The 23,720-nt window shown below is 41.0% G+C and carries 22 protein-coding genes and 3 pseudogenes; 7 read left to right on the top strand and 18 right to left on the bottom strand.

Going from position 1 to position 23,720, the window contains the following annotated elements:
- Positions 1–80 precede the first annotated feature (80 nt).
- Positions 81–488: pseudogene (locus tag JFY49_RS17505) on the top strand (monooxygenase); the annotation flags it as partial.
- Positions 489–637: 149 nt separating this feature from the next.
- Here JFY49_RS17505 and JFY49_RS05930 read toward each other — a convergent pair.
- Positions 638–1,894 (bottom strand): acyl-CoA dehydrogenase family protein, encoded by a 1,257-nt coding sequence (locus JFY49_RS05930; protein WP_200224444.1) that lies wholly within the window; start codon positions 1,892–1,894, stop codon positions 638–640.
- A gap of 13 nt (positions 1,895–1,907) precedes the next feature.
- Complete coding sequence (locus JFY49_RS05925) at positions 1,908–3,158, bottom strand: SfnB family sulfur acquisition oxidoreductase (RefSeq protein ID WP_180081061.1); 1,251 nt, start codon at positions 3,156–3,158, stop codon at positions 1,908–1,910.
- Between the two features lie 641 nt (positions 3,159–3,799).
- Between JFY49_RS05925 and JFY49_RS05920 the strand changes: the two genes are divergently transcribed.
- Positions 3,800–5,203, top strand: coding sequence for an LLM class flavin-dependent oxidoreductase (locus tag JFY49_RS05920; RefSeq protein ID WP_200224443.1), 1,404 nt, complete (start codon positions 3,800–3,802; stop codon positions 5,201–5,203).
- A 229-nt stretch (positions 5,204–5,432) separates the two neighbouring features.
- Here JFY49_RS05920 and JFY49_RS05915 read toward each other — a convergent pair whose 3' ends face one another.
- The gene (locus JFY49_RS05915) at positions 5,433–5,789 is read right to left on the bottom strand and encodes a hypothetical protein (RefSeq protein WP_200224442.1); all 357 of its coding nucleotides are present in this window, start codon (positions 5,787–5,789) and stop codon (positions 5,433–5,435) included.
- A 191-nt stretch (positions 5,790–5,980) separates the two neighbouring features.
- Here JFY49_RS05915 and JFY49_RS05910 point away from each other — a divergent pair, with 191 nt between their 5' ends.
- Together JFY49_RS05910 and JFY49_RS05905 are read left to right on the top strand one after the other, a co-directional pair.
- Complete coding sequence (locus JFY49_RS05910) at positions 5,981–6,682, top strand: IS1-like element ISPa14 family transposase (RefSeq protein WP_001223318.1); 702 nt, start codon at positions 5,981–5,983, stop codon at positions 6,680–6,682.
- A gap of 117 nt (positions 6,683–6,799) precedes the next feature.
- A complete protein-coding gene (locus JFY49_RS05905) occupies positions 6,800–7,501 on the top strand; it encodes an IS1 family transposase (RefSeq protein ID WP_004693132.1) in 702 nt (233 codons plus the stop codon).
- 26 nt (positions 7,502–7,527) lie between these two features.
- Here the strand turns inward: JFY49_RS05905 and JFY49_RS05900 are convergent, their stop codons facing one another.
- Positions 7,528–7,731, bottom strand: a complete 204-nt coding sequence (locus JFY49_RS05900) for an NmrA family NAD(P)-binding protein (protein ID WP_413784594.1) — start codon at positions 7,729–7,731, stop codon at positions 7,528–7,530.
- Between the two features lie 67 nt (positions 7,732–7,798).
- Here JFY49_RS05900 and JFY49_RS05895 point away from each other — a divergent pair, with 67 nt between their 5' ends.
- The 3 genes and pseudogenes from JFY49_RS05895 to JFY49_RS05885 all read left to right on the top strand — a co-directional run.
- The gene (locus tag JFY49_RS05895; protein ID WP_200224813.1) at positions 7,799–8,161 is read left to right on the top strand and encodes a MerR family transcriptional regulator; all 363 of its coding nucleotides are present in this window, start codon (positions 7,799–7,801) and stop codon (positions 8,159–8,161) included.
- A gap of 349 nt (positions 8,162–8,510) precedes the next feature.
- A complete protein-coding gene (ggt, locus tag JFY49_RS05890) occupies positions 8,511–10,253 on the top strand; it encodes a gamma-glutamyltransferase (RefSeq protein ID WP_200224441.1) in 1,743 nt (580 codons plus the stop codon).
- A gap of 105 nt (positions 10,254–10,358) precedes the next feature.
- Positions 10,359–10,448, top strand: a pseudogene (locus JFY49_RS05885) (IS1 family transposase); the annotation flags it as partial.
- A gap of 1,641 nt (positions 10,449–12,089) precedes the next feature.
- On the opposite strand, the gene JFY49_RS05880 reads toward JFY49_RS05885, so the two are convergent.
- The 14 genes and pseudogenes from JFY49_RS05880 to JFY49_RS05815 form a co-directional block, all read right to left on the bottom strand.
- Entirely contained in the window at positions 12,090–12,560 is a 471-nt protein-coding gene (locus JFY49_RS05880; protein WP_200224440.1) for a hypothetical protein, read from the bottom strand.
- 8 nt (positions 12,561–12,568) lie between these two features.
- Positions 12,569–12,751 (bottom strand): hypothetical protein, encoded by a 183-nt coding sequence (locus tag JFY49_RS05875; protein ID WP_200224437.1) that lies wholly within the window; start codon positions 12,749–12,751, stop codon positions 12,569–12,571.
- 230 nt (positions 12,752–12,981) lie between these two features.
- Positions 12,982–13,308: pseudogene (ssb, locus tag JFY49_RS05870) on the bottom strand (single-stranded DNA-binding protein); the annotation flags it as partial.
- Positions 13,309–13,539: 231 nt separating this feature from the next.
- A complete protein-coding gene (locus tag JFY49_RS05865) occupies positions 13,540–15,681 on the bottom strand; it encodes a DUF3987 domain-containing protein (RefSeq protein ID WP_200224436.1) in 2,142 nt (713 codons plus the stop codon).
- Positions 15,678–16,049: a hypothetical protein gene (locus JFY49_RS05860; protein ID WP_200224434.1), complete on the bottom strand. Its 372-nt coding sequence runs from the start codon at positions 16,047–16,049 to the stop codon at positions 15,678–15,680. The genes JFY49_RS05865 and JFY49_RS05860 overlap by 4 nt, the downstream gene beginning before the upstream one ends.
- A 2-nt stretch (positions 16,050–16,051) precedes the next feature.
- Positions 16,052–16,402, bottom strand: coding sequence for a hypothetical protein (locus JFY49_RS05855; RefSeq protein WP_200224902.1), 351 nt, complete (start codon positions 16,400–16,402; stop codon positions 16,052–16,054).
- The gene (locus JFY49_RS05850; RefSeq protein ID WP_171542527.1) at positions 16,399–16,617 is read right to left on the bottom strand and encodes a helix-turn-helix domain-containing protein; all 219 of its coding nucleotides are present in this window, start codon (positions 16,615–16,617) and stop codon (positions 16,399–16,401) included. The genes JFY49_RS05855 and JFY49_RS05850 overlap by 4 nt, the downstream gene beginning before the upstream one ends.
- Positions 16,618–16,619: 2 nt before the next feature.
- Positions 16,620–16,835: a helix-turn-helix transcriptional regulator gene (locus JFY49_RS05845; RefSeq protein ID WP_171542528.1), complete on the bottom strand. Its 216-nt coding sequence runs from the start codon at positions 16,833–16,835 to the stop codon at positions 16,620–16,622.
- A 131-nt stretch (positions 16,836–16,966) separates the two neighbouring features.
- On the bottom strand, positions 16,967–17,680 hold the full coding sequence (locus JFY49_RS05840) for a hypothetical protein (protein ID WP_171542529.1): 714 nt from the start codon (positions 17,678–17,680) through the stop codon (positions 16,967–16,969).
- Positions 17,681–17,832: 152 nt separating this feature from the next.
- Positions 17,833–19,158, bottom strand: coding sequence for a tyrosine-type recombinase/integrase (locus tag JFY49_RS05835; RefSeq protein ID WP_200224432.1), 1,326 nt, complete (start codon positions 19,156–19,158; stop codon positions 17,833–17,835).
- A gap of 450 nt (positions 19,159–19,608) precedes the next feature.
- Complete coding sequence (locus JFY49_RS05830) at positions 19,609–20,601, bottom strand: phage late control D family protein (protein ID WP_200224431.1); 993 nt, start codon at positions 20,599–20,601, stop codon at positions 19,609–19,611.
- Positions 20,592–20,810 carry a tail protein X gene (locus tag JFY49_RS05825; RefSeq protein WP_200224429.1) on the bottom strand — a complete coding sequence of 73 codons (219 nt, stop codon included), beginning with the start codon at positions 20,808–20,810 and terminating at the stop codon, positions 20,592–20,594. Before JFY49_RS05825 ends, JFY49_RS05830 begins: the two co-directional genes overlap by 10 nt.
- Positions 20,810–21,274 (bottom strand): phage tail protein, encoded by a 465-nt coding sequence (locus tag JFY49_RS05820; RefSeq protein WP_200224427.1) that lies wholly within the window; start codon positions 21,272–21,274, stop codon positions 20,810–20,812. The genes JFY49_RS05825 and JFY49_RS05820 overlap by 1 nt, the downstream gene beginning before the upstream one ends.
- On the bottom strand, positions 21,274–23,571 hold the full coding sequence (locus JFY49_RS05815; RefSeq protein ID WP_200224424.1) for a phage tail tape measure protein: 2,298 nt from the start codon (positions 23,569–23,571) through the stop codon (positions 21,274–21,276). Before JFY49_RS05815 ends, JFY49_RS05820 begins: the two co-directional genes overlap by 1 nt.
- Positions 23,572–23,720: the final 149 nt, after the last annotated feature.

Genomic DNA, 23,720 nt, shown 5'->3' with positions numbered 1-23,720 from the left:
GCACTTTCGGGTGCTCTTTTTTGCTCCAGATAAATCATCAACATTCCGCTATCAGCGGCTGTATGCAGGCTTATCATGATTTTGATACCACCCTTCCTGAACTGTTTACCCTGCTGATTACTCGCACAGGCAGATGCCAATTTACCTCAGGCATTGCGTGTGCATTTTGGCTTTACTGAAGATCTGCTGCTGAGCCAGAATGAGGCTTTTAAAGCGTTATGGCTGCAATATATCGACAAAGGTGGAACAGTTGGCAGTGCCTGGTCGGAAGGCGGTAAAGAGTCCATTGAACAATTTAGCACGCATCTTGCACAATGAAAAAACGGGACTGTGGTGCTGAATGGCAAAAATACTATACCACCAGCAGCCTGTATGCTGACTGGGTGGATGTCAGGATGACCGATCTGAATGGCAACCCAGCCTGCATACTGATTCCGCATGATGCTGCAGGTGTAACCATCATTGACGACTGGAACGGCTTTGGTCAGGTTTAATTCTGGAAACTAAGATAGAAAATAAGATTTAAAAATATCTGAAATACATGAATTAAAATAAAGCTGAGATTATATTTTTCGAGCCTCTCAATAAAATAAAACCGCATATCAATGCGGTTTTATTTAAATCTTTTAAATCATATTTATGCTGCAATTTCCTGCTTTTTAGCTACCGGACTGTTGCCGATCTGCCAAACATAAGGCAAAGGTGCCTGATTCACTACCCAGTCACCAATGACTTTCTGTTTATAGATCAGTGGATTATGAGAAGACACAACACGGGCATTGCGCCAGAAGCGGTCCAGCTGCTTTTCGGTAGTGCTGGCAGAGGCACCCAGTGCATTGAACAGCTCTGTAGTCAAATTCAGTACCAGCTCTGAAATGACCACCTGCCCTTGTGAAGACTCCAGTTCAGCACGGTCATTTGTCTGCTGATCAGCCGCCGCATTATTCTGAAAATGACTGATATAGGCACCATCCAGTGCTTCAGCAGTACGCAAAGCAATCGCTTCAGCCGCATAAGCCTGTGCAGACGCTTTACCAATCACTTGCAGGATTTGTGCATCGTCGCGGACCAAATCCGCATTGCCATGACTGAAAATACGGGTGCGCTTGCGGACTTCTTGAGTAAATGCTTCTACAGCACTTTGTGCAATACCGACCAAGGTTGCTAAATGCACCACTTGATAGAAGGCAGTTTGGTATTTAAAGCGTTCTTCAAATGGCAAAATATGATCACGGTTGATGTCAACCTGCTGAATGGTCAAGGTACCACTGCCTGTGGTTTTTTGGCCAAAACCGTTCCAGTCATCCACCACTTGAATGCCTGGCACTTGAGTCGACACCGCAGCAATCACATGCTGATTCGTGGTTTCATCCCAGGCAAATAAGTCGATCCAATCGGCAAAGATGGTTCCAGTGGAATAGTATTTCTGACCATTCACCACCAGCTGGCCCTGTGGATTTTCAGTGACACGGGTCACCACATCGCCAATTTCAACTTTGCCGGTTTCCGTCCAGGCATTTCCAACGATTTCACCCCGTACAAAGCGCTGAAACCAGAGGTTTTGAGATTGAGTTTTATTGGCAGTTAAGCGATCTTCGACAAAGGCAAAATGGCCGCGTAATGCTTGAGCCACATTGGAGTCGGCTTTTGCCAGTTCAATCAGCAGTTGAAACAGCTGTTTCTGCGATACACCGTCACCGCCAAAAGCAGTGGGTACGCGAATCGCACCAAAACCGGCTTGCTTCAGCCACTGAATTGGTTCATACGGGAGTGTGCGGGTCTTTTCACGCTCCAGCGCACCATCTGCAATTCGTTGAAAAATCGGGCGGAATTTAGCCGCAACCTGTTGGTAATCTGCACCCAGAGATAAGTTTTGATTGGCTTGAAGAGTCATAATATTTTTCCTTTTAGCTCCATGCATGACGCGGTGGTGGAACATCATTCAGGTAATAATTCCCGACGATATTAAATTTCCAGCGTACAGGGTCATGTAAAGTATGTGTGCGTGCATTGCGCCAGTGACGGTCTAGGTTCAATTCAGAAAGTGTTGAGCGTGTGCCAGACAGTTCAAACAGCTTATTGGCAGCCAACAGGGCAATTTCAGTGGTCAGTACCTTCGATTCGGCCGTAATTAACGTCGCTTTAGATACCGTATCTTCCGTCGGGTTTTCCAAAGCACGGTCAATCGCTTCACCGGCTAAAGCCAGAACTGCTTCGGCCGCACGCAGCTTGATTTTTAATTCACCGATATTGGCAATGGTGTACGGGTCTTGCACGGCCTGTTCCAGACCAGAGTCAATCCACGGACGTGCATGCTGGCGTACATAAGCAATGGTTTCGTTAATTGCACCGCGCGCAATACCCGCATCAATAGCAGACTGGATAAATTGTGAAATTGCTCCTGCTGCCGTAGGACGTTCAAATGCCTGATAGATCGGCACAACATATTTCAGATCGACTTGTACATTGTCTAGAAGTACTGAACCACTCACAGTGGTACGCTGGCCAAAACCACTCCAGTCATTCACAATGGTTAAACCCGGTGTATGCTGTGGCACCAGTGCTGCAAATGGCTTGCCTTCATCACTGACCGCAACCACAGGAATCCAGTGTGCCAGCAGTGCACCAGTAGCAAAGAATTTCTGGCCGTTAATCACCGCATGGTCATCCTTGAACTCGATTTTGGTGCTCAGATCTGCCACTGTTTTTGAGCCTTTTTCTGAAAAGGCATTGCCAAAACGCTGTCCTTTTAGCACCTGGTCAAAGAAGAATGCCTGCTGTTCTGAACTGGCATCCAGACGGATATGTTCCAAAAAGGCCCAATGGTTCTGTGCTATTTGACCCAATGAGGAATCTGCACTGGAAATAATTTTTACCACTTCTGCAAGAGTTTTATAGCTAACCCCTGCACCACCAAACTGCTTTGGAATCGTAATTCCCCATAAGCCTGAAGCTGAGTACTGCTGCACTTCCTGCAAAGGCAAAAGGCGTTCATGATCACGTTTGGAAGCCTCTTTGGCAAAAACAGCCGCCAGCTGCTGCGCCACTTCAATTGCTTCTTCATCTGACTGTATAACATGTGCCAATTGGTCATGTTGATAAAAATCTTTTGGAATATTGTCTGCATGTTTCAGATTTATTTCAATTTTGGATGTCATTATAAAATGCTCTAGTTACCCTATATATAATGGATAAAAGCTAACATTATTTTTAAAGACTATTTATAATTTAATAAGCGAAGAAAATCATTTTAATTAAAATGTTATGTAGTATTTATTCTTAGAATTTCATATTTTTATATAAAGGATAAAAAGAAAGAATAGACTGCTTTAATGAATCATTTTTTACTCATTTCCATGCTGTAGATTCCAGTGATTAAATTAAATCTAAAACTGAGTATTTTCCCTTTATTTCGATAACGTTCAGCAAAGATAGAGAAGAATCTGATTGTCTAAGCTTCACTTAGGTGATCTGCCTTCAGACGGGATAGGCTTCTGTAATTGATCAAGTATTAAATAAAAAGCTGACCAGGAGATAACCGTGTATAGCTTGAACTGAGGGTCAGAAAAATTTTTATATCCATATATATCATCCATAGATGATGTATAAATCCTACAAGATTTTCGGTACAGATAATTACCCAAAAGCTGTATGTTTTTGCTTTATGAAAGAGGTCTCATTACTAAATACTTTATTTTCATAAACAGGTATTGTGATAAATATTGATATTTTTCTTATTAAAAGTCTCAATATTTTTTTATTAAAATTATTAAAAATTTTAATATTACTGTAGATAAGTATGACCAAGAAAATTAGATTTAATGCCTTCGAAATGAACTGTATTGCCCACCAATCCCCGGGATTATGGCGGCATCCGCTCGATCGTTCGACTGAATACAAAGACTTGGAATACTGGACAGACTTAGCACAAATTTTGGAACGCGGTAAATTTGACGGTATCTTTATTGCCGATGTGCTGGGTATTTATGATGTCTATCACCAGTCAGCTGAACATGCGCTCACAGGTGCGGTTCAAGTTCCAGTGAATGACCCTCTACAAATCGTTCCTGCGATGGCTGCTGTAACCAAACACCTAGGCTTTGGAGTGACGACCTCCATCTCATTTGAGCACCCTTACCGCTTTGCACGCCGCATGAGCACACTGGATCATTTAACCAAAGGCCGTGCCGGCTGGAACATCGTGACTTCCTATTTAGAAAGTGGTTCCAAAAACCTGGGACTGAAAACACAAGTCAGCCATGACAACCGCTATGACATAGCCGATGAATACCTGGAAGTCCTGTATAAACTTTGGGAAGGTTCTTGGGAACAGGATGCGGTGCTGCGTGACAAGGAAAAAGGCATCTTTGCTGATCACACGAAAGTGCATCCCATTGAACATCAGGGCGAATATTTTACTGTGCCCGGCATTCATATCTGTGAACCGTCTCCACAGCGCACCCCCGTGCTTTATCAAGCTGGTGCCTCTAGCCGCGGTCAGAAGTTTGCCAGCCAAAATGCAGAATGTGTATTCATTTCTGCACCGACCAAAGCCGCAGTAAAAAAACTGGTTGAGGGAATCCGCAGTAAACTGGCCGATGAAGGCCGTGATCCTCATTCAATTCTGATCTATACCATGCTTTCAATTGTGGTCGATGAAACGGATGAAAAAGCACAATTAAAATTTAAAGAATACCAGCAATATGGCAGCTATCATGGTGGATTAACACTGGCTTCAGGCTGGTCAGGTGTAGACTTCTCGCAATTCCAGGCAGAGGATCAAGTAGAATATATCCATACCAATGCCATTCAGTCCATGCTGGATTCCTATGTCAAAGCCGACCCAGATAAAGTTTGGACAATTGAAGAGATTGCTAAATTTATCAGTGTCGGTGGCAATGGTCCGGTAATTGTCGGTTCAGCCTCAACAGTGGCAGACCGTTTGCAAGAATGGGTACAAGATACCGATATTGACGGCTTCAATCTGGCCTACATCCTGGCACATCAAACCTTTGAAGATGTGGTTGAGTTTGTAGTCCCAGAACTTCAGCGCCGTGATGTATATCAAACTGAATATACGGAAGGGACATTACGTGAAAAACTGTTTGGCCAAGGGCCGTTGCTTCCAGAGAATCACCGTGGTGCCAGCTTCCGTTATCCAGCTAAACACCTTCAACCGACAGAAGCTTTAAAAAGAGCTTAATGTCTTTATTCGCATACAGGCAAAGTTCACGTTCTATACTCCCGACATGAAAATAGAAAATCCATCTGGCGTATCAGGTTGATTGTCTATTGCTTTAATATTGAATATCAACAGGATGGCTGTTCCCAAACGCCCAGAATGAACACATTATAAAACTTCGATCCAATAACCCGACCGCAACATGGATATAGGTCTACACATTGCAGTGAGATAGTGGATGATACTCTACTTAAACCTGGTGTTGGCTTACCCATATTGCGTTATTTTCAATGGTTTTTTTCAGATCGGTTGCTGGAGTATTCCAAGTCCGATCTAGCTGTTTAAATGTATTCAAATCCAGTGTTTCGGTTCTTAAGAAATTTAACATTTCTGTTGATAAATCTATTTTTTTTGCCAACCACTTCCATTGCAGTAGACATTTTAACAACAGGATAGAAATAAAATGTCGAGGACTATTGACGTGTAATTGCGCTGAAATAATTTCGACAAGTTTTTGAAAATGGATTTGCTCTTGGTTGGCAATCAAGATCTCCTGACCTGTCGTTTGGTCATCCTTGGATGCTTTAATCATTGAATTTACCAACATGTTGACAGACACCAAAGGTAAATAAAGCAGCAGTATTAAACAGATAATCGACGGTTTTTAATTGCTACCAGTCATGCTCCGAAATCCCTAAATCAGTTTGTGTAACATTACCTTGAATACAGATTAATTTTTGGTGGTGTTTCAAAAAGTATGCTGAAACAAAGCAGGTTGAATTTTGATAAAATAGAGAAATGCGAATAACTCTAGAAATCAAATGTCCAACCTGCCTCAGTGACAGTATAAAGAAAAATGGCATCAAAGTAGATGGGAAACAAAACTATCAGTGCAAAGACTGTAAACGTCAGTTTATTGGTGACCATGCTCTGAGCTATCTAGGATGTAATTCAGGCATTACTCGAAAAATATTACAGTTGATGGTCAGAGGTAGTGGTATACGAGATATCGCTGAAGTTGAGCGAATCAGTATCGGTAAAGTTTTACGTACTTTAACCGAATCGACCTACCAAATTCAGCCTAAACAAAGTCATTATGAGTCTCTTGAAGTTGATGAGTTTTGGACTTTTGTGGGAAATAAAAATAATAAACAATGGCTTATTTACGCCTACCATCGAGAAACAGGTGAGATTGTTGCTTATGTTTGGGGTAAAAGAGACTTAGCTACAGTTCAACGATTGAAGACAAAGCTTAAACAATTAGGTATTCACTACACCCGAATTGCAAGTGATCATTGGGACAGTTTCATAACTGCTTTTAAAAACTGCAAGCAAAGTATTGGTAAATTTTTTACTGTAGGTATTGAAGGTAATAATTGCAAAATAAGGCATCGAATTAGGCGCGGTTTTAGAAGGAGTTGTAATTTTTCAAAAAAGATTGAAAACCATTTTAAAGCTTTCGACTTAACCTTTTTTTACATCAATAATGGCTTCATTTAATGTCAGCATACTTTTTGAAACACCACCAAGAAATTAATAAATCCATATTTAAAATTTGGGTGGTGTATCAAAAAGTATGCTAAAAAAAAGCAGGTTGAGTTTTGATAAAATAGAGAAATGCAAATAACTCTAGAAATCAAATGTCCAACCTGCCTCAGTGACAATATAAAGAAAAATGGCATCAAAGTAGATGGGAAACAGAACTACCAATGCAAAGACTGCAAACGTCAGTTTATTGGTGACCATGCTCTGAGCTATCTAGGATGTAATTCTGGCATTACTCGTAAAATATTACAGTTAATGGTCAGAGGCAGCGGTATACGAGATATCGCTGAAGTTGAGCGCATTAGTATCGGTAAAGTCTTACGGACTTTAACTGAATCGGCCTATCAAATTCAGCCTAAACAAAGTCATTATGAATCTCTCGAAGTAGATGAATTCTGGACTTTTGTTGGAAATAAAAATAATAAACAATGGCTTATTTACGCTTACCATCGAGAAACAGGTGAGATTGTTGCTTATGTTTGGGGTAAGAGAGATTTAGCTACAGTCCAAAGGTTGAAGACAAAGCTTAAACAATTAGGTATTCACTACACCCGAATTGCAAGTGATCATTGGGACAGTTTCATCACTGCTTTTAAAAACTGCAAGCAAAGTATTGGTAAGTTTTTTACTGTAGGAATTGAAGGTAATAATTGCAAAATAAGGCATCGAATAAGGCGTGGTTTTAGAAGAAGTTGTAATTTCTCCAAAAAGCTTGAAAACCATTTTAAAGCCTTCGACTTAACCTTCTTTTACATCAATAATGGCTTCATTTAATGTCAGCATACTTTTTAAAACACCACCTAATTTTTTACAGCACCGGATGAATTTAACCAGTCCCGTAATTGAGCTTCTTGCTGACGGAGATTACGGCACATGGCAAACACTTGATAATTTTCTTTGAGTAATTGTGCCGTTAAAAATTTACCGATAAATCCTGTTGCCCCAATCACCCATGCTGTTTGTTTTAAGCCTTGCATAGAATGATACTCTGTTGATTGATTCATGCTTAAGATAAAGTATGAACTACACTCTAGGGTCAAGTGTTTTTATACAGAAGATGTGGAGATTATGATGCTAGTCGGAGAATTAGCACAACACATCAATCTCAGTCGGGATACCATCCGGTTTTATGAAAAACTGCAATTAATTAAACCACTTATTAGAAGCAATGGTTATAAGGATTATACTGAACAAAACTTACAGCAACTCAAACTGATTCAAAGCGCTAAAAAATTAGATTTTACCCTGACGGAAATTAAACAAAGATACCCTATAGCATACAAATCCAATTACATTCCATCGCTATTAAGGCTATCACCAGCTGAATACACTAAAGCTAAATTACTGTCTGATTTAGAATCAGCTCCGGATTACTATAAAAATAGCTTTGAGATTAAATGCTCGGAATTAAGACCACCGATTAGTTACAGGTGAACCTATGGAAAGATATGTAATAGTTGTGATACTGATCATAGTCGCGGTATTACTGGTCGTATTTTACAATCAGAAAAAATGAAATTAAAAATTCGGTAGTGCTTCAAAAACTATGCTGAAAAAACAGGCCGAACTGCTGAATGCTGATTGAAAAAATTCGCTTGTGAGAAAATCATCACTGAGCGATCTGATGATTTCATGGTCTTTTACGGCATTGTCCTAACCTGCTTTTTCTATCAACCCTCAACCAGATATGAATTTCAGCATATACTAAGACGCCCCAAAACGACGCGCGGATAGTGCGCTGAATGCTGTGTGGCTTCGACTGTTCGTTTTCTTGAGAAATATTATGTTGATCCGTTTTGCCCTGAAACTTAGCTTGGCCACACTTTGTTGCCTTACTACTGAACTTTATGCAAATACGGCACTCAATCAGGCAACGCTTAGCAGTTATGATTATGATAATGACATTTTTCATCCGGTTCGGGCACAAAATGGTATGGTAGCCTCCGAACATGAAATCGCCAGTCAGGTCGGTCTGGACATTCTGAAACGCGGTGGCAATGCGGTTGATGCCGCCGTTGCCGTTGGATTTACCTTGGCAGTGGTTTTACCGCATGCCGGTAATCTGGGCGGTGGAGGTTTTCTGATTGTGCATGATGCCCAGTCTGGTAAAAATATTGCGCTGGATTTTCGTGAAATGGCTCCACGTCGTGCGTCACGGGATATGTATCTGGATGAAAATGGCAATATTATTGCCGGCAAATCACTGTATTCACATGATGCCATCGGGGTTCCTGGCACAGTCGCAGGTCTGGAATATGCCCTGAAAAAATGGGGAAGCTTGCCCCTCTCAGAGGTAATCACCCCTGCAATTCAACTGGCAGAAAACGGCATTCCGGTCAGCCATTCTTTGGCCAAAATGCTGAATGCAGCTCAAGATAAATTAGGTAAATGGCCCAGTTCACGTGCTATTTTCTTTCAAGAGAATCGCCCCTTACGCTATGGTGAACGTTTAGTTCAGCAGGATTTGGCGCATTCCTTGCGAGTAATTAGCCAACAGGGTAGTCGCATGTTTTATCGTGGGGAAATCGGCGACAAAATTATTGCAGAAATTCAGCAGCATCAGGGCATCATGCAAAAAAGTGATCTGCATGCCTATAAAGTTATCGAACGTCAGCCCATCAGGGGCAATTATAAAGGCTATCAGATTGTCACCATGCCACCGCCAAGTTCCGGCGGTGTACATCTGGTACAAATGCTGAATATTTTGGAACAATTCCCCTTGCAACAGTGGGGAGCAAATAGTGCCCAGACCCTTCATTATCTGGCCGAAAGCATGAAACTGGCCTATGCCGACCGGTCTAAATATCTGGGAGACCCTGATTTTGTACATGTGCCTGTGGCAGGTCTTAGTTCAAAGCCATATGCGAAAATGCTAGCTCAGCAGATTTCAGCTACCACAGCCCGTCCTTCGGTCTCCATTCAGCCCAACAACCCGATCCCCTATGAAAGTGACCAAACCACACATTATTCAGTGGTCGATCAACACGGCAATGTCGTTTCGGTGACCTATACCCTGAATTTCAACTTTGGCAGTGGCATTGTCGCAGCAGGTACCGGCATTTTACTCAACAATGAAATGGATGATTTTTCAGCCAAACACGGTGTAGAGAATGCTTTTGGTTTAATTGGCGGAGATGCCAATGCCATTGCTCCCTATAAACGTCCACTGTCTTCAATGACACCCACAATTGTATTAAAAAATCAGAAAGCTTGGCTGGTCACTGGCAGCCCGGGAGGTTCCCGAATTATCAGTACCGTGCTACAAACCCTGATCAATAGCATCGATTTTCAGATGAACCCAGCTGAAGTGGCAGCGGTACCACGAATTCATCACCAGTGGTTACCGGACGAAATCCGTGTGGAAAAAGGCATCAGTGCCGATACCCTCGAATTATTAAAGCAAAAAGGTCATAAAATTGTGCAGAAATCTACCATGGGCAGAACCCAAACCATCCAAATTCTGCCAGATGGCATCTATGGCTATTCTGATCCACGTAATCCGGATGGCGCAACACGTGGATATTAAGGGTTACACATCATAGGTTTTTACTGAGCCAAAATATATGCACAGAAAGTTGACGGATGCCTTTCTAAGATGCAAGCCTGCATAAAAATGGAGGAGCTAGATCATAGTGATCATTGGGATAGTTTTGTCACAGCATTTACATGTTACAAGCAAGTAATAGGCAAGTTTTTTACCGCCGATATGGAAGACAACAATAATTAAAATAATTGGTATCACGTATGTGGAAATAGTTAGAACATCAACCAATTTATCTGATCCAGCAAGACAGTAACTCTCAGGTACTAGGCAACCGATTAAATTTGGAATTACTGATAAAAGCAGATATAGAACTACTGGAGTTCCCATAATATAGTAAAAGATTTTTTCTTTAAGAATTCTGGAATTTTAAATTCGATAAAATTATATCGGTACCGGTTGAAATCATGATTTTACAATTTCCCAATTCAACTTTCCTACTCTATATCTAACTCATCAATAACCTAATCCCGCGGCTCACCCTTCTTCACATGGATAACGCTCTCTTCATGTTTCTGTACCATAATTCAAAAAGAGCATCGTTGGCCAAAGCATCTATCTGATTTATCTTCTTACATCCATTCATAATGATTCCACCAGTTCGAATCCTGTTTCCCCCGAGTCTTAAGTATTTGACCAATACAAAGTACTCAATGAGATAAGGATATAAGTAGGTGAATTAAAGTATTTTTATATAAATACAATGCAATTAGATAGATATGAATATAAAAGAATAAAAATTTAGTGAGTTATAAAATATTCAATTACAAACAAGTGAAAATAATTATGAATACACAAAATGAAAAATTAATTTATAAATTATAATAATTACAATAGTTTAACAGATAAATGGTGCGCTCAGCGGGGATAGAACAATGCTCTACAAGCCATACAAACAAAGGCTTTACTATTTCACTATATCGCTGCGTATCCTCTCTTGTATCCTCATTCCTGAATGTACCCCTTTTTTAGTCGGGTTATCTAACCCCTTGTTTATCAGTGCAAAGCCTACTTGATCGGTAGTAGCGTAACAATTTTGAATATGTATTTGCACACCTACCAATCATGGTTGTAATTTACTTGGTTTTTTAATTCCATGCTTTCCGATTCCTGTGGCTTGTTTCCGATATCAAGAGTCCATCATTGCCCAAGCACTTTTCCTTATTGATTTAACCATGTAAAAACTATGGTAAGGTTACTCAAGTTTTAAAACTCTATCTTCGCAGAAAAGCCCCCATGCCTAATCATAAGCATGGGGGCTTTTTCAATTCCACAATACACAAATTTATTCGTTATTTTTACATTGATAAATCACTAATCTTATGTGCTGAAAATGTAATATTTTGCCAATCATTATCGGTTCAAACATACTAAAAAATTATGCTTGACAAAAAGCTTCATGGGGTTGTTTTGCGAAACAGGTAAAACAACCCTAAAACAACTATAAAAAAATAGAAAAAACCAATATAAGTATTTGTTTTATATGTTTAAATTTTGGTTTAGGGTTAATTTATAATAAAGATATCCAGTATGGGCCTATTTTATGTGGTTTTTTTTGGTAGTTTATGCCAATAAAAATAAAGTATTTCTGCTTTACTCAAAGCAAATTCAGGATATGGCGTATCTGTAAAATACGGCGTTCTAGTTGGATGTAGTGTGACAAAACAGGGATTGCAGATAGCTAGTTATAGCTAACTTATGACTAGGTTTAGCTATTGGACTGGTGAATAAGGTGTACCCAATCGACACGTTATCTATGTTATGTCGATTTAGTTTGATTTTATCGACATTAAAAAAGCCCCCTGTCAAGGAGGCTATTTATTAATTTGCTGTTTGTTGTATTTGATCTGTGGCTTGTTTTTTAAACTCAGGATTGTCTTTTACCTGATACAACCATATCCCAAGTTGAAAAAGGGTCACTATGGCAGCACCAATAATACCTGCCAAAACATTTTCCCCAATCCCTTGCCAAAAGCCTTTTTTAGCAGCCTTTACAATAGCATCATCTCTAATAGCCAATTGGTACTGAGTTAGCTCATCAACTATTGTTGCGCTAACAAAGTTATTAACACTTGTTTCAGCCATTTGGCGATATTGTTGTATACGCAGATCTGAATCAGTGGTTAAGTTGAATTGTTTTAACTCATCCTCTGTTGGCTCTCGATTTGAATTTTGTGTCTTAAATTGAGCAATCCAGTCTAATTTTTCATTTTTATATATTGTGTAAGCGACCATGCCGACAAAATCTTTGTCATCCGTCACCAATTTAGTGAAAGTTTGATGTCTGCTCATATGAATGCTTAATCTCGGCTAAGAGTGCGCGCATAGGCACTGTTAATCTCATTTGCAGAGTAGCGGCGTTTTAAAATATCTTGCTGAACACTTACTGGGAGGCTTGAGGTATCAGCTTTCTTGCCGTCAATCATATTCTGATTGGCTTTACGAATAGATGAAAGGCTTACATTTGAAAAATGCATTTTCATAGTCGTTCTCCATATAAGCAGGATAAAACAGCACTCTACTTTTCTTTAGAGTCTAAAAAAGCCCATTAATTTGGGCTAGATAATATAAAGGGTTATTACACCCTTACAATCTCATTTTATTCTTTTAAGAATAATTTGCAATTAGTAGATACAAAAATATGCACAGATACGGACAGATATAGATTGCATCGGATTGCGAACAAGCCCCCAACTAAGGAAGCTATTCACTAAAGCAATTGCAGCACATCGGCTCTAATCTCTGTCACTTCCTTTTCATTACCGCTTTGGTCTTTCCACTTTCGGGTACGCAATGAATCCTCTATATAAACCTTTCCGCCTTGCTTGAGGTACTTACACCTCGCAATCTTGGTCAATCGGTTACTGGTGGCGATTCTGTGCCACTCTGTAGCCTGTTTGCGTTCGCTTGTAGTCTAGTCTTTCCAATTATCAATAGTTGCAACACTGAATGTTGTAATGCTTCCGCCGTTGGGAAATTGTTTTGTTTCAGGGTCACGGCCTAATACGCCCATCACTGTGACTTTGTTTACGTTTGCCATTGGTTCACTCTCAATTTATATATTTTTCTTTAAAAGTCTGACTAAATGACTAAATAGCTCTACAACCATTGATATATAAGGCTCTATGTTTAGTAGTCACCTAAAACCACTCTGACTAAATGACTAAATAGAATAGTGGTCTTAAAGTTTCACTTAGTCACTTAGTAAAACAATGACTACTAAATGAAAAGCCTTTAACTGTAAGGCTTTCATGCTCACTTAGTCACTTGGTCACGTTTTTACTAAACAAGGGTTAATTACAACGTATCTTGTCCGCCCCATAGATTCGATCTTGATATGGTTTGAATCTATCAATAAATTCAAAACCATCTCTAAAAGGTTTTTATTGCCCTGCATTGGTCTAGGGCATGAGGTTTGAATATATGAATACGTCACTCGGTCAGTCTTTTTTTCATTGCATTTTTTAGCAATCCACTTAATTAGACGTTCCGCATCGCTTTCAGCTTTAACCTCAATATCTGCATACGTTGCCCATTCATTTAATGAGTGCTTAATAACTTCACACGCTCCCTTTAATGTTTTGCCATCAATCCACTGCAAGCCCTCAAAATATGCAAATACAGTAGCTAAACGCCGTGCTAATTGACTGGCACGACTGGCAAACGCTTGTAGGTACTCATAACGCTTCCCTTTAGCCTGCAAGCCCTCAAACATATTGTAGAATGCAGCATCAATCTCCCTTGCTTCATCATTCATGGGTAGAACATAACGACCATTATGCAACTCATGCTCAGGCTTTACCTGTGGGCAGTCATCTAGCAGATACTCGCAGCGCGTCCAGTAGGCAATAAGCCTGTGGTCGGTGTTAGCTTTCTTATTTCTATAGATTGCATCCTGTAAGCGTGTGCCTGCTAAATTTTCAGGAATGGTTAAGATGAATCTAGGCAAAAATCCTTGCCCCCTTAGCACTGGGTCTTTGAGTGCATCTGCTAATACCTCATGTTGTCCCTGTAAGTTGAATGTCAATCTAACGTCATAAGCTCGCCCACTTCCGTTTAAATTGGACTTTGACCGTGTACGTTCCACAAAGCCATTATCAAATAACTTCGCATATCCTCCTAGTGCTTGGTTACGTGTATCGGCTTTCATGCTATGACCACCAAAAAATTGACCTGCTTCATCGCTGGCAATGGACGCATTATTTAAAATGCCATCAATATAAAAGCCTGCAATAGATTCCAGTGTTACATCGCTATAAATGGTGCTTGGGTCATTGGGTGGTGGATTCTCAGCACAATATGCCTCACGGTCTTTTTTAGGTAATCCTGCCTGTCCACTTTTCCATTGCTCAAGGTCGCTGCGGTATTGCTCATACTGCTTATGCTCATGCTTAATGATTGCCTGATCTGCTAGGTTTCGGCTTGTACTCTTACGGCTTCCGCTTTGCCCCTCTGTGATTAGATATAGGCTACATGGTTCACCTTGAGGGTCGAATGGGTGCGGTGCATTTACTTTAGACTGGGCAATATGTGACATTGCACCAATTACACATTGGGCAGTCATTGCTATGGGTGATTGCACATGCTCTGATATAGCCTTAACTGCATCTTGTGCCAGTGGTGGCAAAGCATGAATCGGGTATAGATTCGCTACTGTTTCCTCGCTAGATATTGGGATTAATTCACCCCATGTATTCGGATTTAATTGCTCTATAGCTTCATCAAAAAATGCCTGTATTTCTGCCGTGTCCTCATCTTTAATAAACTGATAATAGAACTCACTCACACCGACTTTTAAATACTGGTTAAGCAATCTAACCGCCGTGTTTTGTTCCAATGCTTTAAATGGCTCAAGGTTCATCTGTTTAAGGGCGACAGGTAGATATAACTTTGTATAACCTGCCTGCGATAACTGATTAATGACAAATTGAATCTTCTCAAAATCGAACGGCTTGAGTTCTGTTTGATTTTTACTGCGTTTTGTTTGATGTTTACTGCATAGTGTGGGTAACATGACCAATGCAACGGCGTAGCCAGTCTGAGCAACTTTAAAGAATGATTCTAGGCTGTAAGTAATAATGACAGGCTTGCTATGGTCAAAATCGCCATACCTTGCAAAACCTTTAGCCAGTCCTCGATCTGCATCCTCTCCATTGGATGTGAGTTCTACCATATCCCCATCTATCATGACTGCACACTGTACAAGCTCAAGCTGCCCATTATAAATAGGCAGAATTAACGGCTTGTCTTTACTACTATCATCAACATAAATCGGCTGTTCAGGACTGCCAAAACGCTTTATCAATGGATGTGATGAATAAGCATCATCAAACGATACAAGCTGTGTGCAATGCGTTAGAATGTCATCAGGCTTATCATAGTCTTGCTGAAAGTTTTGGGCGGTGTTATTCATAGTGACACCGCCTTTTTATTATCTAATAAAGAAATACGCTCATTATGTTTCTTTTGCCATTTATCCCAAAATACACAAGAAACGTCCTCCCTTGCTTTCTCAATGTGCAAAGTCCCTGTAATAAAATCAAAATTATAGTCAGGGTATTTTAATTGAGCCTCATTCTTAAACTGGTTAGCTTCCTCAATAGAGTAAAAGGGAATATTCCAGTTCCCTAGAGGATAGGCAATATCACTATCTGCGAGTCCAACGGCAATATCAAAGCAATAGCGTTTGTTATCTGCTATTGCATCAATCCATGTTTGTATTCTTTCTTTTGATTGATATTCAGAACTAACAAACAATTCAGTATTAATTTGATTAGGCATGATTAATGCGCTCCGTTTGAATTTACAGGAGCTTTGCCAAATACTGCCAAGTAAGGGTGGCAAAGCTGAAAAGGGTTGGCAGACAGGCTCAAACGGATACCTGCACACATAAATGTGTCCCTCCCCAGCTTCGCCATAAAATGCGAACGCATAGAGATATTACGCACAAAAAAACCGCATGGAGCGGAATGTACGCCGTTTGAGAATTGATAGTCTGCCAAGACTAATTCACCATGTAGGTGAACAGTATTAGCATAAGCGGAACGGCTTGCTGTTGCAAGAATTAAGCAAAACACAACAAAACAAATGCCCATTAATGCACCTTTAAAAAGGTCTAAAAACAACTCTTTCACCACTCTACCCTTCTGTACTCATAACGAGCATGTGTACCAGTACTAGCATTATTGGGTTCACGGTGAGTAACAATGTCATACCCTGCTTTACGTAAACGTAGAATGACATCGCTTAATCGGAAGCAATTAAAAAGATTAATAGCCTCTAACTGTTTAATCGTCTTACATTTTTTCAAGTGGGCTAAAACTTGCTGTAATTGGGTGTTACTAGTCATGCTTAAGCCTCCGATACTACGAAGCTTTGCTTTTTATTGTTATGCCACTCTAAAAGCTCTGCATAGTCAAAATAGACAGGCGCTTGTTTGCTCGTTCCGATCTTGATTGCTTTCGGGAAGTCGGCATCTGTACGCTGAATGTGACGCAACGATTCACGGCTTACATCGAGTAGCTCGCAAGTTGTTTTGAATTGAACGCGGATAGGTTGAATAGTCATTTATGCACCTGTATGGCTAAATATTGTTAGTCCATAAAAGCAAATTAGGCTATAGGTGCTGTAAGGTCAGGCAGGCAAAAAAATAGCCCACCTAGTCTAGGTGAGCCATATATAAATCAACAACTTAAATATTATTTAGTTCTTTGTGGATTCCAGTCTTTTAATGGTGTAGTTATCTCCCTTAACCTACTCCCCGATGACTTATTAACATCATAATTAGTATTTTTAACTATCCATAAATTAGCTTTATTTGTATGACTATCCTCTTTAGCTGATTCAATATAAGCATGTTTCCAAAGCTGTATTGCTCTAGCTAGGTCTAAAGCATAAAAGGGGTGTTGGTCATCTAATATCTGATTTAACAGGTTGTTTTGTTGAGTTGATTGGGATTGTCTTAATAATTCTATTTCTGCATCTTTTTCCTGTAACTCTGCTTTTAACTTATCAAGGGAATTTTCTTGAACTATATTTGTTTGGGGTTTCTCGATAATACCTAAATCCATAATAGGCTGAAAATTATAAATATCCTGTTTACGCCATAAATCCATACTAACAGCAACTTTAGCTGAAATAACAACCTTTTTAGATTTTTCCTCACTATCAAAAGGTAAAAAAGAATTAAGTAAATCAATAAATTTTCGAATAGATTTCTTGTCAGATGCCTCAGTTATACGGTAACAATAATCACATTTATATAATGGCAACTTGGTTTCAAAATCATAGTATCCTAAAAATTGAGCCACATCTTCCCAGTTACCTTCAGTCTGACTATATAAAAGCTCTGCAACCTGCCACACGTAGAAATATTCATTTTCAACTGAATCTTTTACTTTACTAATTAACACTATAAATGCCTCCCACAGCATCCCAATTAAACAGCTAAGCCAATTGGATTGGGTATCCAACTTTCACCCCGTCAGGCTAGACTTAGCAAACTGAATATAAACGATATAAAACTATATTTGTGTATCTATTGGCATTACTGCGACAAGTCTTGTCACTTAGCCAATTTTGCATATTTAAAATTGATTACATCATTGCTTAAAAGCTGCTGAGTGAAGTCATAAGGACTTATAAAGCTGTGCTGATTTGACTCTAAGTAGTCACTCCACCAATTCAGCATAGCTTTCCGTTCTTCTAAGTATTCGGCTTGATGCGTATAAGCTAAACGTACTTGGTCACGTTCTTGATGGCTCATTTGCTTCTCTACTGCTTCTGTTTGAAATAGTGTGCTTTGCACCAATGCAGAACAAGCCATACCCCTAAAGCCATGCCCACATATCTCGCTATCCGTGTCATACCCTAAACGGCGCAAGGTATTATTGATTGTTGTTTCACTGATAAAGCCTTGAGGGTCGCCATTCTTAGGAAAGACATTTTTAGTCATGTGGCTATAAACATGAATCTCATTAAGAATAGAAATGACTTGAGGTGATAAAGGTATTAAGTGTTCCTCTTTCATTTTGGCACCACGATTAGAAAACTTCTGCCCTTCTATTAATTCCCGCTCTGGTGGTATAGCCCATATCCCCTTTTTAAGGTCAAACTCAGTCCAACGAGCAAAACGTACCTCACTTGAACGCGCAAAGGTATGTAAGGTAAACGCCGTGCATAACCTTGTTAATGGATAGCCAGTATCATTGTTTAATCTCTGTAGTAGTTCAGGCAATCGCTCAAGTGGTAATTGCGGATAGTGTTTTGCCTTATTGGTCTTAACAAATACGTCCTTTAAGAAATAAGATGGATTTTCTTCTAATAAACCTCTTGAGATTGCATAAGCAAAAATGGCACTAAATCTCTGTCTTGTTTTCTTGAGTACCTCTGTAAATCCTTTTTCCTCAATTGAGCGCAAAACCATAACTAAATCTTTAGGCTTCACTTCATCAATAGACTTATCCCCGATCAATGGGAATACATAGTCCTCTAAATTCCTTAATGCTTTGTTTGCGGTATCAGGTATCCATCTGCCTGTATTGCTGTATTCCTTATGCCAGTCGCGGGCTATGGCTTCAAAACTAAATGAATTGTCCTTTTTATACTTTTGGATTTCTTCATATTCGATGGGGTCTGTACCTTGTGCCAGTAGTTTTTCATATTCACGGCGTTTATCTCTTGCTGACTTTAGGCTTAATGCGGGGAAATTACCCAAAGTCATCAACCCATCTTTGCCATTGGCTTTTTTATATTTATATCGCCATACCTTAGTGCCACTTTTTCGTACAAACAGAATTAAGCCCTGTCCATCGTATAAAGAATAATCTTTATCTTGTGGCTTGGAGCTTGTGCATTTTGAATCTGATAGAGGTGTTATGTGCTTAGCCATAGTCGGAATAAGGATACAAAAGTCGATAGAATCGAATATATCCTCATATATATCCTTATAACTTGCAACTATATCCTTATTTATTTTGTTATGTTTTGCTATGTTTTTATTATAGAACCTTGTATTTAAAGGCTTTTAGACTATATTTTTGTATGTTCAGCTATTGATTTGGTGCGCTCAGCGTGCATCTAAACCGAAACTTAAGATATTGTATTTTATAAATTAATTAAAACCATATTTTACTTGTAACGCAAACTGTAACGCAAAAAATAAAATCACATCACTGTAAACTCTATGTCCTAAGTTGGGGATAGAATCTACGCCATGGATTTCGGAATGGAATTCTAATTAAGTAGAATTCGCCATAATTAAAACCATGTCGTTGAATACAACAAAAAGGGCATGGCAAATTGCCACACCCTTAAAACACATGCTTACCCTGAATAGATACTACTCTTCATCCTTCAAATTTTTCACCGCTTCAAACGATGTATTAAACCCAACAGACTTATCGATTTTATGTGTCACTGAATCCACAATCCAATCCCCATTAATTCCATCACGTATTTCACTAATGGTCACTGGCGACTCGGCAGATACGTGTGGATCACCTGGCAAAGTAATGGACAGTTTATCTTCATCCCTTTTTGATTTATCCAGTGCTGCTTGAGCCCCTGCTTTTGCACTGGCTGCATCCGCATAGGCATGACGTAAACGGCGCACCGGTTCACCATCACCTAATTTCACTTCATGCTTTTTCGCTTTGGCTTTCTCATGCCAATAAGCAATGACTGTGCCTGTACTATCACGTGAGCTTCGCACCATGCTCCACTTGGACAGCTGATAACGGGTTAGAGAAAGTACATCCAGTTGAATTTCACCACGTTTCACAAATAGCAGTTTTGCACCAGCTGGCTTGCAAATCGCATCGTAACGTTTGGCAAGCCGGAATAGAAAAGACAGATCAGATTCATCAGACTGCGATGTCTGCGGCAATTTCACTGCTTTCAATGAATCACTGACCATAAAATCAAGGTTATGTTCTTTGGCGATCTTGCGTACAGTGGCTTCAATTGTGGTGTCTTTTGCCCAGGTGCGACTCTTCTGTGTCTGCATTGATACCTGACCGCTTTTTGAAGCAGTTTGAGCAGCCGCACGACCACGAATCACCATCTTTTCCGGTGGTCCTTCCAGCTCGATTTCATCCACGATGTACTTGCCCATTGGCACAAGTGCATCATCATAGCCCATTAATATTTCCATCTCTGCGCCACGTGGTGGAATAGAAATCGGTGTGACTGGATCATCAATCAGGCTGATTTCACAGGTATCAGATTCAATGCCAGTCTGATCTGTCACCGAGATATATTCAAACAGCTCTTCAATCACATTACTAATGTCCGATCCATTTGCTATAACTTTAAAACAAGGCTTTAATCCCATAGTTTCACCTTATTAGTGGTGATGACGGCTGTGACCTGCTCATCTGGCAATATAATCATGATGCCATGCGGCAATACTGCTGGCTGTTCTGCCAACGGCGGATTCTCCTCCAGTATTTTCTCTACCACTAGATTGTTGGTATGCCCATAATACTGGTAGGCAATATAATCAATCGTATCACCCTCTTTGGTTCTATATGTTGCTGCCATTACAGTGAGTACCCCGTTGCATTCATGATGCCTTGTACTAGGCCTAGATTACCTGACTTCTCACCAAATTTACGTAACGTGATGGTGAACTCCTGACGGCGTGGAACACCAAGTGCAGCAAATTTGGATTGCCCTTCATCAATCTGGGTAATCACCCAATAATCCAGAATCTTTCCAGTTCCAGAAATTAACAATCGTGGACGACCTTTACTGGCCATTTCACGCAATGCATTGAGCTGACCAGTTCCACCTTTGTATTCTGGAAATATCACCCCAGTTAAGGTTTGTGTATCTTGCCCAGGTCCCAAAAACTGAAGGTTATCCCAACCACCAAATACTGGCTGTTCACCCCACTGATACTGGGTGCTGCGGTTAAGCTCCTGATAGGCTGCGGTATAAATAGCAAACTTGAAATAACCAAGACGCATCATGGTTAAAAATGAGCCGTAAATTTGACCTTTCATTATTGAGCATACCCCCAGTCGACCATAGAACTACGTTGTTGCACCCCTTGTGCCTGCTTTTGCTTGCGCATGACAGCATCGGCAATCTGATCCGGGCTTTGCCCAGGTGCAGCATTAATTGTGAATGATGGTGCAAATGAACTGCTTTGACTGCCCATAAAGGATTGTGCACCACGGACCTGTGGTGGTTTTTGTGCTGGACGTGCAATCGATGTAGGTGGTTTAGATACTCCTCCACCGGTCACAAAATTTTTAGCAGCGGTTACAGCACCACCTATTTTTTGTGCCACATTGGAATTAGCGACAGCTTGAACCATGCCAATAACTTTTCCAGCATTGTTCATGATCCAGGTGAACAGATTCACGACTAGTTTTAATGGTGCAAGTACCAAATTGATTGCACCGCCGACCAAATTACCGAATGAAACACCAGCATTGGTCGCACCTGCAATTTGCTCCTTACTAGCATTCACAGGTGCCAATAGTTGAGTAAACCAGGTGAATACTGTAGATACGGCTGAACTCACCAAATCCCATGCCTTGCCCAGCAAAGGGACAGTCGCAACCAGGCCGACCACCGCCTGTTTAAACGGCGCAATGCCTTGCTGTAGTCCCGTCCAGAATCCAGAAAAGAACGCCTTGATGTGGTCCCAGTATTTGTAAATCATCAGACCCGCAGCGACGGCGGCAGCGGCTGCAAGGCCCCAAGGTGTGCGCAGCAAGGCAAATCCAACTTGCTTGATGACTGGCACAAAACGGGTAAAGGATAAGCGCGACATGGCAAGACTAGCCTGTAGGCGTGCAAACATGCCAACACTGGCCAACAGTGGTGACTTGATCGCAATCATAGCCAAACGTGTAGCAAGCAAACCGATTTTAAATGTACCCAAGGCCACCGCAGCTGTCACAATAGTTCTGGTCAAGGCTGGATTGGCTTGCGACCAGTCCGCCACAATCGAAACTACACTACCGATCTGACCCATCACCGCATTGACAGCAGGCAGCAGCACACTGCCCACATTCACAGCTAATTCAGAGGCGCGGTTTTTCAATGTGGACCATTGCGCTTCCGTGGTCGCCATACGTGCCTGAAACTCACGGCCCATACTGCCCTTGGCTGCCGTGCTGTTTGCCAGTGCAATCTGTTTTTCCAGTTCTCCACGGTTTTCTAACAGTTTAGAGAACGTATCCCAGTGTTCAGCGCCGAATAAGGTCGCCACCGCATCAATCTGCGAGGTTTTACCATCTGCGGCCAGCTTGGGTAATTTTTTAATTTCATCCATCACTTTAAAGATGGTGCCGATGGCATTGGTCTGCATGCCACGACCAAGCTCCCCGGTGGACATGCCCAATTCTTTAACCATTTCTTTAAACGGTTTTGATTGTGTATTTGCTGCCCCCAATTTTGAGAATACGGCGTTAATTGCGGTCGATGCAGTTTCTGATTTTTCACCCAGGGTGAGTAATGTCGAACCCAGTGCAGCCGTTTCCTTGCTGCTGACTTTCACCATTGCAGCCGTACCGCCGACACGCTGCATAAAATCGATGATGTCGCCACCTTTGGCGATGGCATTGTCATCCAGATAGTTGATCGAGTCTGCCAGATCACCGATTGCTGGAATCGGGATCTTGTACATATTGGCAATTTTACCCATGTTGTCTGCCAGTTCTTCTACCGGCAATTCAAAGGCTGTGGCCATCTCGGCTGTTTTACGGGTAAAGCCGACCACCTCATCCCCGGCAATGCCCATACGCAGACCCGCCGATACCATGGCGGCGATCTCATTGGTGGCAATCGGCAGTTCACGCCCAAGCAGCTGTACCTGTTTCTGCATATCGAAATAGGTTTTGGTCAGGTTGCCATTTTGATCACGGGCACCTTCCAGCTGCTTGGCCACACCCAGCATGGCGGTTTCAAATTTGGCGGCCATCACGACCGGTGCGGTCATCGTCGCAGCAGTGGCAACGGCGGCCCCGATCTGGCTTTGCAGTTCCGCAAACTTTTTGCTGTTTTGCAGACGTGCGCTTTCAACTTTGTTTAAACGTGACTGTGCTGACTCGAGTTTTTTTAATTCAGTGACGGTGGCTGCATATTTTGTTCGCAGATTATCAACATCCTTGCCCATACCGCCGAATGTTTTAATTGCATCACCCAGCTGGCGCTGGTTGTTTTTGACTTTGGTAATTTCACTACCGATTTTCGACAGCTGGCTGGTGGTTGAACCGATGGCCGAGCGCAATGTGCCCGAGACTGTGCCACCGATTTCAATAATCGCATTTAAACGCTTGTTTGCCATTTCAATCACATGGGTTTAATTCATGGCTTAATTCTGCTGAGGACGGCGTGATTTATCATTATTCAGTTTTTCAAAACGAAAAAGCAGCCATTACGGCTACTCTCTCATTCCTTTGGCAAGTCCTCACACCACCACAGCAACTGCGAAAT

The sequence above is a fragment of the Acinetobacter sp. CS-2 genome (assembly GCF_016599715.1).
Taxonomy (GTDB): Bacteria; Pseudomonadota; Gammaproteobacteria; order Pseudomonadales; family Moraxellaceae; genus Acinetobacter.
Note: the sequence above shows the minus strand (reverse complement) of the source record. Positions and strands in the feature narration are given on the sequence as shown.